Raw genomic sequence first — 15,701 nt, forward strand, 5'->3', positions numbered from 1 at the left:
CAGCGCGAGAATCCCGAGAGGAAGCAGGATATTGACGCCCAGCGCGCGCAGCATGCGCCGCAGGTTCAGCGCCTTGCGGGCGCCGAACAGATCGAGGCAGAATGCCACAAATCCCATCGCCAGCGCGAGCCGCGCAGTGCCCGGGACCTGGCCGGCCGACAGCGTCGCGTAGGTCAGCGCGCCATAGGTGACGAACTCGCCCTGCGGAATCAGGATTACGCGGGTGACGGCGAATACCAGCACCAGCGCCAGCCCGAGCAGCGCATAGATCGCGCCGTTGGTGATGCCGTCCTGCAATAGAAACAGCAGAATCGTCGTATTCAAGACGGACGCTCCCTCAAGCGTCGGGCTGCGGGCGTCCCGACGACGCAATAACAGCAGTTGAATCTGCCGGCCTTGTTTGATATGATCTATAACAATTATCAGATATAATCAAGTCCCCTCCTCCTTTGGACGGGATTTTCGTCCAACCTACCGGGATTGCGAGCACCGAGCGATGACTGTTTCCAAGACCGCCGCAGTCAATGCGGCAAAGGCGCTCCGCAAGGAGCCGGCTGATCCCGCTGTCGATAACGACGCGCTGCTGATGGGCGAATTGTCCGACCATCTCGGCTATGCGCTGAAGCGCGCACAGCTCAAGATCTTCGAGGATTTTTTGCGCTGCGTGGCGCCGCTGCAGCTGACGCCAGCGCAGTTCTCGGTGCTACTGCTGCTCGACAAGAACCCCGGCCGCAACCAGACCGAGATCGCCAATACGCTGGGCATCTTGAGACCGAATTTCGTGGCGATGCTCGATGGCCTGGAGAGCCGCGAACTATGCGTGCGGGTGCGCTCCACCAACGACCGCCGCTCGCACATCCTGATGCTGACCGACAAGGGCCGCGCCGTTCTGGCCCGCGCCAAGAAGCTGGTCGCCACCAAGCATGAAGCAAGGCTCAACGAGTTGCTCGGGAGCGCCAACCGCGCCGCATTGCTGTCGATGCTGGCCAAGATCGCCGTGGAGTTCTAGGACCTCGCCACATACACACCGTCATCCTGAGGAGCCGCGCCCTTGCGCGGCGTCTCGAAGGATCGGCCGCACGCACTTGTGGCTATCCTTCGAGGCTCGCCCAAGAGGGCGAGCACCTCAGGATGACGGCGTCGTGTGCGCACAGAGCTAACCTATCCGATCGACCAGAATCACCCTGATGTCGTTGACGTTGGTCAACGTCGGACCCGTGACCAGCAGATCGCCGGTCTTTTCAAAAAAGGTCGTGGCATCGTTGTTGTCGAGATATTTCCGCGCGTCCAGCCCTAGCGATTTCATCTTCGCAAACGTATTCCCATCGATCATCGCACCCGCCGGATCGGTCGAACTTCCTGCCCCGCCGTCGGCCCCATCGGTATCCCCCGCCAACGCCGAAATGCCCTGAACATCCCCGAGCAGGCCGGCCAGCGCCAGCGCGTATTCCTGGTTGGGGCCGCCGCGCCCCTGGCCGCGCACCGTCACCGTCAACTCGCCGCCGGACAGGATCGCGAGTTGTTTTCCCTGCGCGCGCGCCTGCAATGCAAGCGTCGCGTGATCGGCGGCGACGCTGCGCGCCTCGCCTTCGAGATCGGCGCCGAGATCGACGATCTCGTAACCGGCGTCCTTGGCCAATTTGGCCGCGGCGTCGAGCGAGTTGCGCGGGCGCGCGATCAGTTCCAACTGCGCCCGCGCGAACGCGGCATCGCCGGGCTTGCAGCTCTCATTGCCGGCATCGTCGAGCGCGCGGCCGATTGCGTCATCGAGCTCGAGGCCGTATTTCGCGATCAGGGCGCGGGCGTCCGCGAGCGTGGTGGGATCCGGCACCGTCGGCCCCGATGCGATCGCGGAGGGATCGTCATGCGGCACGTCGGATATCGCCAGCGTCACGATTTCGGCGCGCTGGCCGGCGCGCGCAAGGCGGCCGCCCTTGATCCGCGACAGATGCTTGCGCACGGTGTTGATCTCGCCGATCGGCGCGCCGGAGCGCAGCAGCGCCCGCGTCACCTGCTGCTTTTGCGCGAAGCTGATGCCGCGGACGGGCGCGATCCAGTTGGCGGAGCCGCCGCCCGACAGCAGCACCAGCAGCAGATCGTCCGATGTCGCGCCCTCGGCCAGCTTCAAGCTGGCATCGGCGCCCTCAAGGCCCGCCTCGTCGGGGACCGGATGGCCGGCTTCGATCACCCTGATCCGCCGCGTGGGTACGCCGTGGCCGTGCCGCGTGGTGGCGATGCCGGTGAGCCGCGACGGCTGCATTTCCAGCGCGTCGAGGTAATGCCGTTCTGCGGCGGCGGCCATGGCGGCGGCCGCCTTGCCGGCGGCGAGACAGATCACCTTGCCCCTGGGCACCGGGGGCAGCAATGGCGCGAGCACGACATCGGGATGTGCGGCGGCCACGGCGGCATCGAAGATCGCGCGCAGAAGGGGGCGTCGGCCGGTCATCGCTTCACGAAATGAGCTGGAAACATGCGACCGGTTATCCATCCAATCGGCGCAAAAGAAAACCCCCGCGGGGACGCGGGGGGTGTCGCCGTGTCCCGGACGCGGTGCAGCGTTCTTCACGCTGCTCCGCAGAGCCGGGACCGCTACAGACGCCGAGCCCGTTACGGCCCCGTTATCAGCAGCGACGCCATGGCGCGTCGATTGGGCTTTTGCTTCAGGATATATTTCGCGTAGATCTGGGTCTGGCTCTGGCAGTTCGGCTGCCAGCCCATGGTCCAGGGAAAATCCTTTGTTGCTGACAACAGGGATTCCGGTTCTCCCTTGTGATGAATGTTCGTGCATTTGCGCGTCATGGCCTTCTTGAGCGAAAGCCCTTTGACCTGGCGGCATTGAATACCGTTCGACGGCGGCCATCGAGAAAAAGCCCCCGCGGTGGGTTCGCGGAGGCTGCTCCTTTGGCAGTCAGTCAACGGCCGTCAACCACCGGTGTCTGAACTCAGAACCTCGCCGTACCGTTCCCAGGTCTCGCCTTTGAACTTCTGAAGCTGCAGTTGCGAGAGCGGGGCAAAATCGGTAGCGCTGGTGTTGACCTTGATGCCGGGCAGCAGGCCGCCGAGCTCAAGGTCTTTGATGCTCGCCGCCTGCTTCATGACGTTCTCGCGCGTCAGGTTGTCGCCGCAGGCCTTGAGCACATGCACGAGGCCCTGTGCGACAGTGTAGCCAAACATCACGGAAGCGTCGGCGCGATTTGCTTCCGGGAAGTATTTATCCAGGAACGCGTTCCATGCCAGCATTCCCGCATCGGTCTTCCATTGCGGATCGGTCGGATCCTTCAGATATGCCGACGAGATGATGCCCTGGGCGTTTTGCAGGCCGGCGGGCTGGATCACGCTGCCGATCGAGGCCGAGACGTTGTTGAGGAAATGCACCGGCTTCCATTCGATTTCGGCGATTTTCTTGATCGCCTGCGCGGCGAATTTCGGCGTCGAGATGTTGACGAACACGTCGGCACCGGTGGATTTCAGCTTGACGATATGGGAGTCGATGGTCGGCTCGGACGTTTCATAACTTTCCTCGATGACGATCATCGAGGCCGCCTTGGCGCCGAGCCCGTCCTTCAGACCCTTGAGGTAATCCTTGCCGTAGTCGTCGTTCTGATACAGCACGGCGATCTTTGCGTTGGGGTGCTCCTTGAGAATGATCTTTGCGTAGATCTGGGTTTCGCTCTGGTAGTTGGGCTGCCATCCCATGGTCCATGGAAATTCCTTCGGGTCGTTCCACTTGGTGGCGCCGGTGGCGACGAACAGCTGCGGCACCTTCTTTGAATTCAGGTATTTCTGGATCGCCGTATTCGGCGGCGTGCCCAGCGGGTTGAACACGACAAGAACTTCATCGCTCTCGACCAGCTTGCGCGCCTGCTCCACCGTCTTGGGCGGGCTGTAGGCATCGTCATAGCTGATGAAATTGATCTTGCGGCCGTTGATGCCGCCCTCGGCGTTGATTTTCTTGAAGTAGGCCTCTTCGGTCTTGCCGATCACGCCATAGGCGGACGCCGGCCCGCTGTAGGGCATGATGTTGCCGATCTTGATTTCAGTGTCGGTGGCGCCGGTGTCGTATTTCTTTTGCGCGAGCGCGCCGCTGCAGGACGCAGCAAGCAGGGCGGCGGCAGCCGAAAAGGTCACCAGCCGCAATTGGAGTGCGGGCATCGTTGTGTCTCCCTTAAATCATGTGAATGTGTCGCGGTTATTGATCGGAAGCGCTTTGCGGCTCCTCGCGTGCTATTCAATACCTTTCGCCGCTCGCCAGCAAGAAAAAGCCCCCTGCGACCTTTGTCGCAGGGGGCTTTTTCACCTCTCCCGTCGGGAGAGGTGAAGAGAGGCTCCGCTCCGAGCTATGCCGAGGATCCTTCCGCGAGGCGGAATATCAGTTGGTGAGTTCGCCGCTGATGATATCGCCGAACAGGTCCCACTTCTCGCCCTTGAACCGCATCATCTGCAACTGGCTGATGGGAGCGAAATCAGTGGCGCTGGTGTTGATCTTCACGCCGGGCAGCAGGGTGTCGGGCGTAAAATCCTTCAGGCTCGCCGCCTGCTTCATCACGTTTTCACGGGTCAAATCGTCACCGCACATTTCGAGGGTCTTGGCCAGCGTCTGGGCGACGCCATAGCCGAACACCAGCGCGCCGTCGGCCTTGTCGGCCCCCGGCATGTATTTGTCGATGAAGGCGATCCACTTCTTGAAATCGGCATCGTTGGTCCACTGCGGATCGGCGCCGTCCTTGGCGTAAGCCGCCGACAGCACGCCCTGGCTGGCTTCCAATCCAGCCGGCTTCATCACGCCGCCGACCGACGCCGAGACGTTGGAGACGATGTGCAGCGGTTTCCATTCGATCTCGGCGATCTTCTTGATCGCCTGGGCCGCGAATTTCGGCGTGGTGATGTTGATGAAAACATCGGCGCCGGTGGATTTCAGCTTGACGATGTGACTGTCGATGCTCGGTTCGGTGGTCTCATAGCTTTCCTCGGCGATGATCATCGACGCCTTGGCGCCGAAGCCGTCCTTCAGGCCCTTGAGGTAGTCCTTGCCGAAGTCGTCATTCTGATAGAACACCGCGATCTTGGCGTCGGGCTTCTCCTTCATCAGGTACTTGGCGTAGATACGTGCCTCGCTCTGGTAGGAAGGCTGCCAGCCGATCGTCCACGGAAAATTCTTCGGATCGTTCCACTTGGTGGCGCCGGTGGCGACGAACAGTTGCGGCACCTTCTTGGAGTTCAAATACTTCTGGATCGCGGTGTTCGACGGCGTGCCGAGCGGATTGAAGACGACCAGCACTTCGTCGCTCTCGACCAGCTTGCGGACCTGCTCGACGGCCTTCGGTGGCGAGTAGCCGTCGTCATAGCTGATGAAATTGATCTTGCGGCCCTTGATGCCGCCATTGTCGTTGATCATCTTGAAATAGGCTTCTTCGGTCTTGCCGATCACGCCATAGGCCGAGGCAGGACCGCTGTAGGGCATGATGTTGCCGATCTTGATCTCGGTGTCACTGGCACCGGTGTCATATTTCTTCTGCGCAAGCGCGCTGCTGCTCAGGGCCGCGAACGCGATGAGCGCCGTCGAAAACGTGGCTAGCCGTAGTTGTTGTATGGAACGCATGACTTCTCCTTTTAGTTTTTCCTGATCTTGCCGATCAGGCTCTGGGCGACGAACGCCACCTGCCTTGCGCCGTGAGGAACAAGGAAGATGACAATGAAGAGCAGGACCCCGAACACCGCGCCGGAAAGGCCTTTCGAAATGCCTTCCGCGATGTTGGGAACGAAGACGATGAAAGCCGCGCCGACGATGGATCCCGGCAGCCATCCGACGCCGCCGACCACCATGCCCAGGAACAGCGCGATCGCGAGCTGGATGGTGTAGCTGTCGGGGGCGACGAATTGCACCGCGATGGCCCCGAGGCCCCCGGCGACGCCGGTGATGCCGGCGCTGATGCCGAACGCCAGGGTCTTGTATAGCGCGACATCGACGCCCATGGCGGAAGCCGCGATTTCATTGTCGCGGATCGCCATCATGGCGCGGCCTGAGCGCGACTTCAAAAGGTTAACCGCGGCAATGTAGATGCCGATCGAAATCGCCAGCGTGAAGTAATACAGCCACATGTCCTGCGACATCGGCAGCCCGAACGGCGCATCGGGCTTGGTGACCACCAGGCCCTGCACGCCGCCGGTCCAGTGCTCGATGAAGTTGAGCTTCAGCAATTGCGGCATCGCCACTGCGAGCGCGAAGGTCGCCAGCGCCAGATAAACCCCGCTGAGCCGCAGCGCCGGCAGTCCGAACAGAAATCCGAAGACAAAACAAATCAGTCCGGCAATCGGCAGCGTCAGCGCGTAATTCATGTTGGCATGTTCGATCAGGATCGCCGCCGTGTAGGCGCCAAGCGCGTAAAACGCGCTCTGGCCGAGCGAAAACTGGCCGCTGCCGCCGGTCAGGATATTGAGCGCAAGCACGGCGATGCCGTAGATCAGCACGGTGGTGAGCTGAAAGATGATGAAGTTCTTGACGAATAGCGGAACCACGAGAAATGCCAGCAGCACGATCAGCGAGGTGCCGAGGCTGAGCGTCATGGCCTTCTTGGGAACGGCGTCGATCGCCGGCGCTTCGGTGACGGTTTCCTGAACAGCGCTCATGATCAAACTCGCTTGACGATGGGCCGGCCGAACAGGCCGGCGGGTTTGACGACCAATACGGTGATGATCAGCGCGAGCGCGATCGGCAGTTTCAGTTCATTGCCGACGCCGGGGATATAGGTTCCGGCGAGATTTTCGAACACGCCGACCAGGAAACCGCCGATTACGGCGCCCAGCGGACTGGTCAGTCCGCCAAGCACGGCCGCGGCAAATCCGTAGATCAGCACGCCGCCCATCATGTTCGGCTCCAAAAACACCACCGGGGCGATCAGGATGCCGGCGATGGAGCCGATTGCGGCGGCCATGCCCCAGCCCAGCGCGATCATCCAGGAGGTGTTGATGCCGACCAGCCGCGCCGATTCCGGCAACGAGGCGGCGGCGCGCATGGCGAGGCCGATCCGCGTGAACTGAAAGAACAAATACAGCAGGATCAACAGCACCAGGGTGACGCCGATCATGCCGGCCTGATGGGTCGAGATCAGCTGGCTGCCGAGGAAGGGCGAGGATCCGAACGGGGTGGGATACTGCTTGATGGTGAAGTCCCAGATCAGTCCGGCGACGCTGTTGATGATCGCGAACAGCGCGATGAAGCCGGCGACGTTGGTCAGGATCGGCGCCTTGGCCAAAGGCTTGAACAGCAGCCGCTCGATGACGATGCCGCCGGCAAAGGAAAATGCCAGTGTGAGCAGGAAGGCCCACCAGTAAGGCACGCCCCATTGCATCAACTGCCAGGAAATGAAGGTCGAGAACATCGCCATTTCGCCTTGCGCGAAATTCAGATGATCGATCGCCTGGTAGATCATGACCACGGCGAGCGCCATGCAGGCATAGATCGCGCCGGTCGCGATGCCGGCCAGGACCTGGTTGGTAAATAGCTCCATGGCCGCTCCTTAGACTGCGATGAATTCAGGTTGCGGCGGCTTCTCACCTCTCCCCGCAGGGGAGAGGTCGACGCGCATCGTCAGATGCGCGGCGGGTGAGGGGTTTCTCCGCCAGTCCGAATGCGTGAAGAGACCCCTCACCCGAAGCCTACGCTGGCGCTCCGACTTCGACCTCTCCCCTGCGGAGAGAGGTGAGCCGAGCGTCGCTATCCGACTTGAAATCATCATGCCTAGTATCCCAGATAGGATTTACGGACGTCTTCGTTGTTCGCGATATCGCCGGCTTTCCCCGACATCACGATACGGCCGGTTTCGATCACATAGGCGGTGTCGGCGAGCTCGAGCGCCAACTGCGCGTTCTGCTCCACGACCAGGATCGTGACCTTGTCGTCGCGGTTGATCTTGCCGAGGATCTTGAACAGGTCGCGCACGATCAGCGGCGCCAGCCCGAACGAAGGTTCATCCAGCAGCATCAGCCGTGGACGCAGCATCAGCGCGCGGGCGACTGCGAGCATCTGCTGTTCGCCGCCCGACAGCGTGCCGGCCTGCTGGGTATGGCGCTGCTTCAGCACCGGGAAGTGGTCGTACATCCGCTCGATGTCGGCGACGACCGCCTTGCTGTCCTTGCGGGTGATGGCGCCGAGCTGGAGATTTTCCTCCACCGTCATGGTGGTGAAGGTGCCGCGGCCCTGCGGCACATGCGCGATGCCGAGCCGAACGATGTTTTCGGTGGAGCGGTTGCTGAGTGGCGCGCCGTCGAACTCGATTGCGCCGGTGGAGCGCACCATGTTGCAGATCGCGCGCAGCGTGGTGGTCTTGCCGGCGCCGTTGGCCCCGAGCAGCGTGGTCAGGCTACCCTCGTTGAGAGCGAAGCTGAGGCCGTGAAGCGCCTGCACCTGACCGTAATAAGCTCTGAGGTCCTTGACGTTGAGCATCGCCGTCATTGGTCCTTGCTCCCCAGATACGCCTTGATGACATCGGGGTCGGCCTGGACCTGGGCCGGCGTGCCTTCGGCGAGCTTCTTGCCGAAATTCAGCGCGACCACGTGGTCGGCGATCGACATCACCAGTCCCATGTGATGCTCGACCAGCAGAACGGTGACATCGCGGTCGTCGCGAATCCGGCGGATCACGTCGCCGAGAACGTGGACTTCCTCATGGTTGAGGCCGCCGGCCGGCTCGTCGAGCAGCAGGATCTTGGGCTGCGCGGCAAGGGCCCGCGCCAGCTCCACGCGCTTCTGGGTGCCGAATGGCAGGCCGGCAACGATGGTGTGCGCAACGTCATGAAGATTGAGATAGCCGAGAATTTCATGGACGCGTTCATTGATCTCGGCCTCGGTGCGGCGAACCTTCCTCAGCTTCAGGCTGTCGCTGATGATGTCGCTGCTGGTTTTGGCGTGGGTTCCGACGCGGACATTGTCGAGCACCGAGAGGTTGGGAAACAGTGCTACGTTCTGGAAGGTGCGGCCGATGCCGATTTCGGCGATCTTGTGCGCCGGCCGCGTCAGGATGCTCTCGCCCTCCAGCAGGATATCGCCCTTGCTCGGCTGATACAGCCTGGAGAGGCAATTGAACAGCGTGGTCTTGCCGGCGCCGTTCGGTCCGATCAGGCCGAGGATCTTGCCCTTGTGCATGTCGAACGACACGCCGTTCAACGCGACGATGCCGCCGAACACGACGCTGACGTCGCGAACCGCAAGCAGGGGAGCAACCGAACTGGCCTGTCCCTGCGCGAGTTGTACCTGCATCATATCGTTCCGTCCCGCCGGCCGTCACGACAGGCGCTAACCGATGCCCTCGACCACACGTGCAACTTTCCCTCCTGCTTTCATCTTTTTTGTTTCTTGTTTTTTTGATTGCGGCGCCGCGCCGCCGAGTGCGGCTTCGATATTCCTTACCATCGCCACGAGACGAGGTCCAATATCGTTGCGCAACCGGTCTTCCGTGAAACGGAAAGCGGGCGCGCCGCAATTGAACGCATAAGGACCGGTTCCATCATTGAGCTTCAACGCCACACCGGCAGCGTGCACGTCGTCCTGCCACTCGCCCACAGAGAGGGCAAAGCCATGACGCGCCACCATTTCGCCGGCGCGCTCGACGCCGTCGCGCATCCGCGGCCAGCGGCTGCCGTAGTGCTCGCGCAGCTCGCGCAACATTGCGGCGCGCTCCTCGTCGGGCAGCGCCCAGATATAGGCGCGTCCCATCGCCGTGGTCGCCATCGGTATCCGCGAACCGACATCGAGTTGAACGCCGAGTGCGAGACCGTCCCGGCTTTGACCGACATAGATCATGCTGAGACGGTCGCGGGCGCCGACGGCGACGGCGCCTCCGGTTTCCCGCATCACTTCCTCGCGGAAGGATTCGGACAAATGCCGAAGGCCGAGATTTGCAAGGGCGGCATACCCCAGCGCCATGGCTGCCGGTGCGAGTTGATATTTCTCGAACCGCGGAACCTGTGTAAGATAGCCGAGCTTGGTCAAGGTGTAGGTCAGCCGCGAAATGGTCGGCTTGGGCAAGTTCGTACGGGCCGCGATCTCTTGATTGCCAAGAAGCCCGTCATTGGGATGAAATGCGCGCAACACATCAAGGCCGCGAGACAACGCGACGACGAAGCTGCGATCGGTCGCCGCTTTCTTGGCTGGACGCTTCATTCCCTGCTGCTGTGCTGATGTCGTTGACAAGGGACGTGCTTCAAAATAACCCTCGCTGTCAAGATGTGGAATTAAATTCCGCACTGCGAAATCCACTAAAAACGAGATGTCCAGGGAGAATGTCGTGAACGAAGTGGTCAAGCTTGAACGTCATGACGTGATTGCCATCGTCACGGTCGACAGTCCTCCGGTGAATGCGCTGAGCGCGGCAGTTCGTCGCGGCATTTTTGAATCTGTCAAAACAGCCGCCGCCGATCCGGAAGTGAAGGCGATCGTGCTCACCTGCGCCGGCCGCACTTTCATTGCCGGCGCCGACATCACCGAGTTCGGCAAGCCGCCGCAGCCCCCTGGCCTGGCCGAGGTGATTTCGGAGCTGGAAAACTGTCCGAAGCCGACCATTGCCGCGATTCACGGCACCGCGCTTGGCGGCGGCCTCGAAGTAGCGCTGGGCTGCCACTTCCGCGTTGCCGTTAAAGACGCAAGGCTCGGCCTGCCCGAGGTAAAGCTCGGTCTGCTGCCGGGCGCGGGCGGCACCCAGCGGTTGCCGCGCGCGGTCGGCCCCGAACTCGCGGTCAAGATGATCGTCGGCGGCGACCCGATCAGCGCCGGGGAAGCGCTCAAGCAGGGGTTGATCGACGAAATCGTCGAAGGTTTGGCCTCGGGCGGCGAAGCCTTTGCGCGCAAGGTGCTGGCCGAGAAACGCCCCCTGCGCAAATTGCGCGACGACGACTCCAAGCTTCAAGCTGCGAAAGCCGACCGCTCGGTCTTCACCAACGCAGTTGCCGCGCTCACCAAAAAGGCGCGCGGCCTGGAAGCGCCGTTTGCCGCAGCCGACGCGGTCGGCGCCGCCATCGACCTGCCGTTCGACGAAGGCCTGAAGAAGGAACGCGAAGGCTTCATGAAGCTGATGACCGGCGATCAGTCCAAGGCGCAGCGCTACGCGTTCTTCTCCGAGCGCGAGGCGGCAAAGGTCGCCGGCGTTCCCGAGGGGACAAAACCGCGCAATGTCGAGCGCGTTGCCATCATCGGCGCCGGCACCATGGGCGGCGGCATCGCGATGTCATTCGCCAATGCCGGGATTCCGGTGACGCTGATCGAGACCGGCGACGAGCAGCTCAAGCGCGGCATGGGCGTGATGCAGAAGAATTACGAGGCGACCGCGGCGCGCGGCGGCATTCCCGCCGATGCGCCGGCCAAGCGCATGGGCCTGATCGACGGCAAGGTCGGGCTGGAAAACGTCAGGGATGCCGACCTCATCATCGAGGCGGTGTTCGAGACCATGGCGATCAAGAAGGAGGTTTTTACCGCGCTCGATAAATACGCCAAGCCGGGCGCGGTTCTTGCCAGCAACACCTCGTATCTCAACATCGACGAGATCGCCAAAGTGACCAACCGCCCGCAGGACGTGCTGGGCATGCACTTCTTCTCGCCGGCGAACGTAATGAAGCTGTGCGAAATCGTGCGTGCGGAAAAAACCGCGCCCGATGCGCTGACGACCGCGGTCGCGGTAGCGCGAAAAATCGCAAAAGTGCCGGCGGTGGTCGGGGTCTGCGACGGCTTCGTCGGCAACCGCATGCTGGCGCAGCGCGGCAAGCAGGCGGAAAAACTGCTGTTCGAGGGCGCGCTGCCGCAGCAGGTCGATGCCGTGGTGACCAAGTTCGGCATGCCGATGGGCCCGTTCGCGATGGGCGATCTTGCCGGCCTCGATATCGGTTGGCGCTCGCGCAAGGATCGCGGCATCAAGTCGGAAATCGCCGACGCGCTGTGCGAAGCCGGCCGTTTCGGCCAGAAGACCGGCAAGGGCTATTACAAGTATGAAGCCGGCTCGCGCGCGGCGATGCCCGATCCGGAAGTCGAAAAGCTGATCGACGAGACCTTGCAGCGGCTCGGCCGCAAGCGCCGCACTGTCAGCGACGACGAAATCCTCGAGCGCATGATGTATCCGATGATCAACGAGGGCGCGCGCATCCTGGAAGAGAAGGTCGCGGCGCGGCCGAGCGACATCGACGTTATCTGGCTCTACGGCTATGGCTGGCCGATCTATCGCGGCGGCCCGATGTACTACGCCGACCAGGTGGGCCTCAAGCACATCGCCGACCGGCTGTCGTATTACGCCAAGGAGACCAACGACCCGTCGCTGGAGCCGGCCCCGTTGCTCAAGCGCCTCGCCGCGGGGGGCAAGACGTTCGCGTCGCTGGCGCAGACGTCGAAAGCCGCGGCGTAATGGAGATGCGCGTCGGCGAACGCGGTGCTCTCTTCACCTCTCCCATGGGGAGAGGTCGGCGCGTAGCGCCGGGTGAGGGGTTACGCGCTATCGATAGACCGTACCCCCTCTCCCCATGGGAGAGGGGCCTCACCGTGCTTGCGGGGCGGTCAGTGCATAAACAGGGCGCACGATGACCCACCCCGGCGAGAAATTCTATCCGGAAGGCGTTCGCTGGGACGATCCGATCGCGCGCGGCACGCTGCCGGAGCTGATGTCGCAGGCGGCGGAAGATTTTGGCGCACGCACCGCGATCGAATTCCGCGACCGTCCGATCAGCTATGCCGAACTGGAGACGAGGGTCGAGACGGCGGCGTCTGCGTTTTTGCGCGCGGGCGCCGGCAAGAACATCTCCGTCGCGCTGTTGCTCGGCAATTCGCCGGATCATCCGGTGAATTTCTTCGGCGCGCTGAAAGCCGGCGCGCGTGTGGTGCATTTAAGCCCGCTCGATGGCGAAATCGCTTTGTCGCACAAGCTCAGCGATAGCGGCGCGCGCATTCTCGTCACCGGCAATCTCGCGGCGCTGTTGCCGACGGCGCTGAAATTCCTGGCCAGGGGGCTGCTGGACCGCCTGATCGTCTGCGACGACGACGACTGGGGCGCGGTCGGCAATCCGCAGATTCCGATTCCGGATGATCCGAGAATTGTCACGTTCAGGACCTTCGTCGAGGGCGCAACCAAACCGGCGCGATGGCCATCCATCGCAGCGGACGATGTCGCGCTGCTGCAATATACCGGCGGCACCACCGGCCAGCCCAAGGGCGCGATGCTCAGTCACGGCAATCTCACCTCGGCCGTGTCGATATACGACGTCTGGGGCGCGCCCGCTCGGGCCGAGCGCAACACGACCGAGCGCGTGATCTGCGTGCTGCCGCTGTTTCATATTTACGCGCTGACCGTGGTGCTGCTCGCGAGCCTGAAGCACGGCAACCTGATTTCGCTGCACCAGCGCTTCGAAGTCGAGGCGGTGATGCGCGACATCGAGAAGAAGCGCGCTACCGCGTTCCCCGGCGTGCCGACGATGTGGATTGCGATCGCCGGCCAGCCCGATCTCGACAAGCGCGATCTGTCGTCGCTGGCCAGTTGCGGCTCCGGCGGCGCGCCGCTGCCGGTCGAGGTCGCCCGCATCCTCGAGCACAGGGTCGGCATGAAGCTCAAGAGCGGCTGGGGCATGACCGAGACCTGCTCGCCCGGCACCGCCCATCCGAAGGAGGGGCCGGACAAGCCGGGCTCGATCGGGTTGATGCTGCCCGGCATCGAACTGGATGTAGTCGCGCTCGATGATCCAACGAGGCTTCTGGCGCCCGGCGAGGTCGGCGAAATCCGCATCCGCGGTCCGAACGTGACCAAGGGCTACTGGAACCGGCCGCAGGAGACCGCCGAAGCCTTTGTCGGCGACCGCTTCCTCACCGGCGATATCGGCTACATGGATGACGACGGCTATTTCTACCTGGTCGATCGCAAGAAGGACATGATCATCTCCGGCGGCTTCAACGTCTATCCGCAGATGATCGAGCAGGCGATCTACACCCATCCGTCGGTGCACGAAGTGATCGTGATCGGCGTTCCCGACGATTATCGCGGCGAGGCGGCGAAAGCCTTCGTCAAGCTGCGCCCCGGCGCCAATCCGTTCAGCCTCGAAGACCTGCGCGCATTCCTGACCGGCAAGCTCGGCAAGCATGAACTGCCCGCCGCGCTCGACTTTGTCGATGAATTGCCGCGCACCACGGTCGGAAAGCTCTCGCGCCACCAATTGCGTACGCTGCAGCCCGCGCCATACCCGCAACACAAACAACAACTCGCAACAGGAGGTCGTTCATGACCGACGCAGTTATCGTCTCCACCGCCCGCACCCCGATCGGCAAGGCCTACCGCGGCGCCCTCAATGCCACCGAGGGCGCGACCCTGCTCGGCCATGCCATCGGCGAGGCGGTTGCGCGCGCCAAGGTGGATCCGAAGGAGGTCGAGGATGTGGTGATGGGCGCGGCGCTGCAGCAGGGCTCCACCGGCGGCAACATCGCCCGCAAGGCGCTGCTTCGCGCCGGCCTTCCCGTCACCGTCGGCGGCACCACCATCGACCGGCAATGCGCCTCGGGCCTGCAGGCGATTGCGCTGGCCGCGCGCTCGGTGATCTTCGACGGCGTCGAAATCGCGGTCGGCGGCGGCGGCGAATCGATCAGCCTGGTGCAGAACGAGCACGCCAACAAGTTTCACACCCAGGATCCGGCGCTCCTGACGATCAAGGGCGAAGTCTACATGCCGATGATCGACACCGCCGAAGTGGTGGCGAAGCGCTACGGCATTTCGCGCGAGCGCCAGGACGAATATTCGCTGGAGAGCCAGCGCCGCACCGCCGCGGCCCAGCAGGGCGGCAAGTTCAACGATGAGCTGGCGCCGATCAGCACCAGGATGGGCGTCGCCGACAAGGCCACCGGCGAAATCTCCTTCAAGGACGTGACGCTGTCCAAGGACGAAGGCCCGCGTCCCGACACCTCGGCCGAGGGCCTCGCCGGCCTGAAGCCGGTGCGCGGCGAAGGCTTTACCATCACCGCCGGCAATGCCAGCCAGCTCTCGGACGGCGCCAGCGCCTCGGTGATCATGAGCGACAAGGAAGCCTCCAGGCGCGGCCTGAAGCCGCTCGGCATCTTCCGCGGCTTTGTCGCCGCCGGCTGCGAGCCGGACGAGATGGGCATCGGCCCGGTGTTCGCGGTGCCCCGGCTGCTCAAGCGCCACGGCCTCACCGTCGACGACATCGACCTCTGGGAATTGAACGAAGCCTTCGCGGTGCAGGTGCTGTATTGCCGCGACAAGCTCGGCATCGATCCGGAAAAGATCAATGTCGATGGCGGCGCGATCTCGGTCGGCCATCCCTACGGCATGTCCGGCGCGCGCCTCACCGGCCACGCGCTGATCGAAGGCCGTCGCCGCAAGGCCAAATACGCGGTCGTCACCATGTGCGTCGGCGGCGGCATGGGCGCCGCAGGGTTGTTCGAGGTGCTGCAGTAACCGCGGTGTCGTCCCCGCGAAGGCGGGGACCCATAACCCCTGGCATTAGTGGAAAACAAAAGGCGTCCACCACAATGCCATAACGGGACGACACGGCGTATGGGTCCCCGCCTTCGCGGGGACGACGTGTGGAAAGACATCGCGTAATTCACTCGCTCACAGGAGGATCCGATGGATCTCAGCTTCAGCAAGGAAGAACAGGCGTTTCGCGACGAAGTGCGGACCTTCTTCAAGGAAAACGTGCCGCCCGCGGCGCGGCAGAAGTTGCAGGAAG

13 protein-coding genes and 1 pseudogene are annotated in these 15,701 nt (G+C 62.9%); 4 read left to right on the forward strand and 10 right to left on the reverse strand.

Features of this window, described 5'->3' with window-relative positions; genetic code table 11:
* A pseudogene (locus tag VGP39_RS19565) lies at nucleotides 1–324 on the reverse strand (branched-chain amino acid ABC transporter permease); the annotation flags it as partial.
* A gap of 172 nt (nucleotides 325–496) precedes the next feature.
* On the opposite strand from VGP39_RS19565, the gene VGP39_RS19570 reads away from it, so the two are divergent.
* On the forward strand, nucleotides 497–1,009 hold the full coding sequence (locus VGP39_RS19570) for a MarR family transcriptional regulator (RefSeq protein WP_327569746.1): 513 nt from the start codon (nucleotides 497–499) through the stop codon (nucleotides 1,007–1,009).
* 147 nt (nucleotides 1,010–1,156) lie between these two features.
* Here VGP39_RS19570 and VGP39_RS19575 read toward each other — a convergent pair whose 3' ends face one another.
* From VGP39_RS19575 to VGP39_RS19615, 9 genes are all read right to left on the reverse strand, one after another.
* Nucleotides 1,157–2,446, reverse strand: a complete 1,290-nt coding sequence (locus tag VGP39_RS19575) for a glycerate kinase type-2 family protein (RefSeq protein WP_327569747.1) — start codon at nucleotides 2,444–2,446, stop codon at nucleotides 1,157–1,159.
* A 161-nt stretch (nucleotides 2,447–2,607) separates the two neighbouring features.
* A complete protein-coding gene (locus VGP39_RS19580) occupies nucleotides 2,608–2,748 on the reverse strand; it encodes a hypothetical protein (protein ID WP_327569748.1) in 141 nt (46 codons plus the stop codon).
* Nucleotides 2,749–2,922: 174 nt separating this feature from the next.
* A complete protein-coding gene (locus VGP39_RS19585; RefSeq protein ID WP_327569749.1) occupies nucleotides 2,923–4,152 on the reverse strand; it encodes an ABC transporter substrate-binding protein in 1,230 nt (409 codons plus the stop codon).
* A gap of 217 nt (nucleotides 4,153–4,369) precedes the next feature.
* Entirely contained in the window at nucleotides 4,370–5,599 is a 1,230-nt protein-coding gene (locus tag VGP39_RS19590) for an ABC transporter substrate-binding protein (RefSeq protein ID WP_327569750.1), read from the reverse strand.
* An 11-nt stretch (nucleotides 5,600–5,610) separates the two neighbouring features.
* Nucleotides 5,611–6,627: a branched-chain amino acid ABC transporter permease gene (locus tag VGP39_RS19595; protein ID WP_327569751.1), complete on the reverse strand. Its 1,017-nt coding sequence runs from the start codon at nucleotides 6,625–6,627 to the stop codon at nucleotides 5,611–5,613.
* A gap of 2 nt (nucleotides 6,628–6,629) precedes the next feature.
* Nucleotides 6,630–7,508 carry a branched-chain amino acid ABC transporter permease gene (locus VGP39_RS19600; RefSeq protein WP_327569752.1) on the reverse strand — a complete coding sequence of 293 codons (879 nt, stop codon included), beginning with the start codon at nucleotides 7,506–7,508 and terminating at the stop codon, nucleotides 6,630–6,632.
* A gap of 230 nt (nucleotides 7,509–7,738) precedes the next feature.
* The gene (locus VGP39_RS19605) at nucleotides 7,739–8,452 is read right to left on the reverse strand and encodes an ABC transporter ATP-binding protein (protein WP_327569753.1); all 714 of its coding nucleotides are present in this window, start codon (nucleotides 8,450–8,452) and stop codon (nucleotides 7,739–7,741) included.
* A complete protein-coding gene (locus VGP39_RS19610; protein WP_327569754.1) occupies nucleotides 8,449–9,258 on the reverse strand; it encodes an ABC transporter ATP-binding protein in 810 nt (269 codons plus the stop codon). Before VGP39_RS19610 ends, VGP39_RS19605 begins: the two co-directional genes overlap by 4 nt.
* 33 nt (nucleotides 9,259–9,291) lie before the next feature.
* Nucleotides 9,292–10,158, reverse strand: coding sequence for an IclR family transcriptional regulator (locus VGP39_RS19615; protein ID WP_327569758.1), 867 nt, complete (start codon nucleotides 10,156–10,158; stop codon nucleotides 9,292–9,294).
* A gap of 124 nt (nucleotides 10,159–10,282) precedes the next feature.
* On the opposite strand from VGP39_RS19615, the gene VGP39_RS19620 reads away from it, so the two are divergent.
* From VGP39_RS19620 to VGP39_RS19630, 3 genes are all read left to right on the forward strand, one after another.
* Nucleotides 10,283–12,382, forward strand: a complete 2,100-nt coding sequence (locus VGP39_RS19620) for a 3-hydroxyacyl-CoA dehydrogenase NAD-binding domain-containing protein (protein ID WP_327569755.1) — start codon at nucleotides 10,283–10,285, stop codon at nucleotides 12,380–12,382.
* Nucleotides 12,383–12,554: 172 nt separating this feature from the next.
* Complete coding sequence (gene pimA, locus VGP39_RS19625; RefSeq protein ID WP_327569756.1) at nucleotides 12,555–14,243, forward strand: dicarboxylate--CoA ligase PimA; 1,689 nt, start codon at nucleotides 12,555–12,557, stop codon at nucleotides 14,241–14,243.
* Nucleotides 14,240–15,427 carry an acetyl-CoA C-acyltransferase gene (locus VGP39_RS19630; protein ID WP_327569757.1) on the forward strand — a complete coding sequence of 396 codons (1,188 nt, stop codon included), beginning with the start codon at nucleotides 14,240–14,242 and terminating at the stop codon, nucleotides 15,425–15,427. The genes pimA and VGP39_RS19630 overlap by 4 nt, the downstream gene beginning before the upstream one ends.
* The last annotated feature ends 274 nt before the right edge of the window (nucleotides 15,428–15,701 follow it).

It is taken from the genome of Bradyrhizobium sp. (genome assembly GCF_036009065.1).
In the GTDB taxonomy this organism is placed as follows: Bacteria; Pseudomonadota; Alphaproteobacteria; order Rhizobiales; family Xanthobacteraceae; genus Bradyrhizobium.

What these genes read in the sequence shown, in the direction of transcription:
- VGP39_RS19570 (WP_327569746.1), top strand. Translation starts at nt 497, where the DNA reads ATGACTGTTTCCAAGACCGCCGCAGTCAATGCGGCAAAGGCGCTCCGC.
- VGP39_RS19575 (WP_327569747.1), bottom strand. Translation starts at nt 2,446, where the DNA reads ATGACCGGCCGACGCCCCCTTCTGCGCGCGATCTTCGATGCCGCCGTG.
- VGP39_RS19585 (WP_327569749.1), bottom strand. Translation starts at nt 4,152, where the DNA reads ATGCCCGCACTCCAATTGCGGCTGGTGACCTTTTCGGCTGCCGCCGCC.
- VGP39_RS19590 (WP_327569750.1), bottom strand. Translation starts at nt 5,599, where the DNA reads ATGCGTTCCATACAACAACTACGGCTAGCCACGTTTTCGACGGCGCTC.
- VGP39_RS19595 (WP_327569751.1), bottom strand. Translation starts at nt 6,627, where the DNA reads ATGAGCGCTGTTCAGGAAACCGTCACCGAAGCGCCGGCGATCGACGCC.
- VGP39_RS19600 (WP_327569752.1), bottom strand. Translation starts at nt 7,508, where the DNA reads ATGGAGCTATTTACCAACCAGGTCCTGGCCGGCATCGCGACCGGCGCG.
- VGP39_RS19605 (WP_327569753.1), bottom strand. Translation starts at nt 8,452, where the DNA reads ATGACGGCGATGCTCAACGTCAAGGACCTCAGAGCTTATTACGGTCAG.
- VGP39_RS19610 (WP_327569754.1), bottom strand. Translation starts at nt 9,258, where the DNA reads ATGATGCAGGTACAACTCGCGCAGGGACAGGCCAGTTCGGTTGCTCCC.
- VGP39_RS19615 (WP_327569758.1), bottom strand. Translation starts at nt 10,158, where the DNA reads ATGAAGCGTCCAGCCAAGAAAGCGGCGACCGATCGCAGCTTCGTCGTC.
- pimA (WP_327569756.1), top strand. Translation starts at nt 12,555, where the DNA reads ATGACCCACCCCGGCGAGAAATTCTATCCGGAAGGCGTTCGCTGGGAC.
- VGP39_RS19630 (WP_327569757.1), top strand. Translation starts at nt 14,240, where the DNA reads ATGACCGACGCAGTTATCGTCTCCACCGCCCGCACCCCGATCGGCAAG.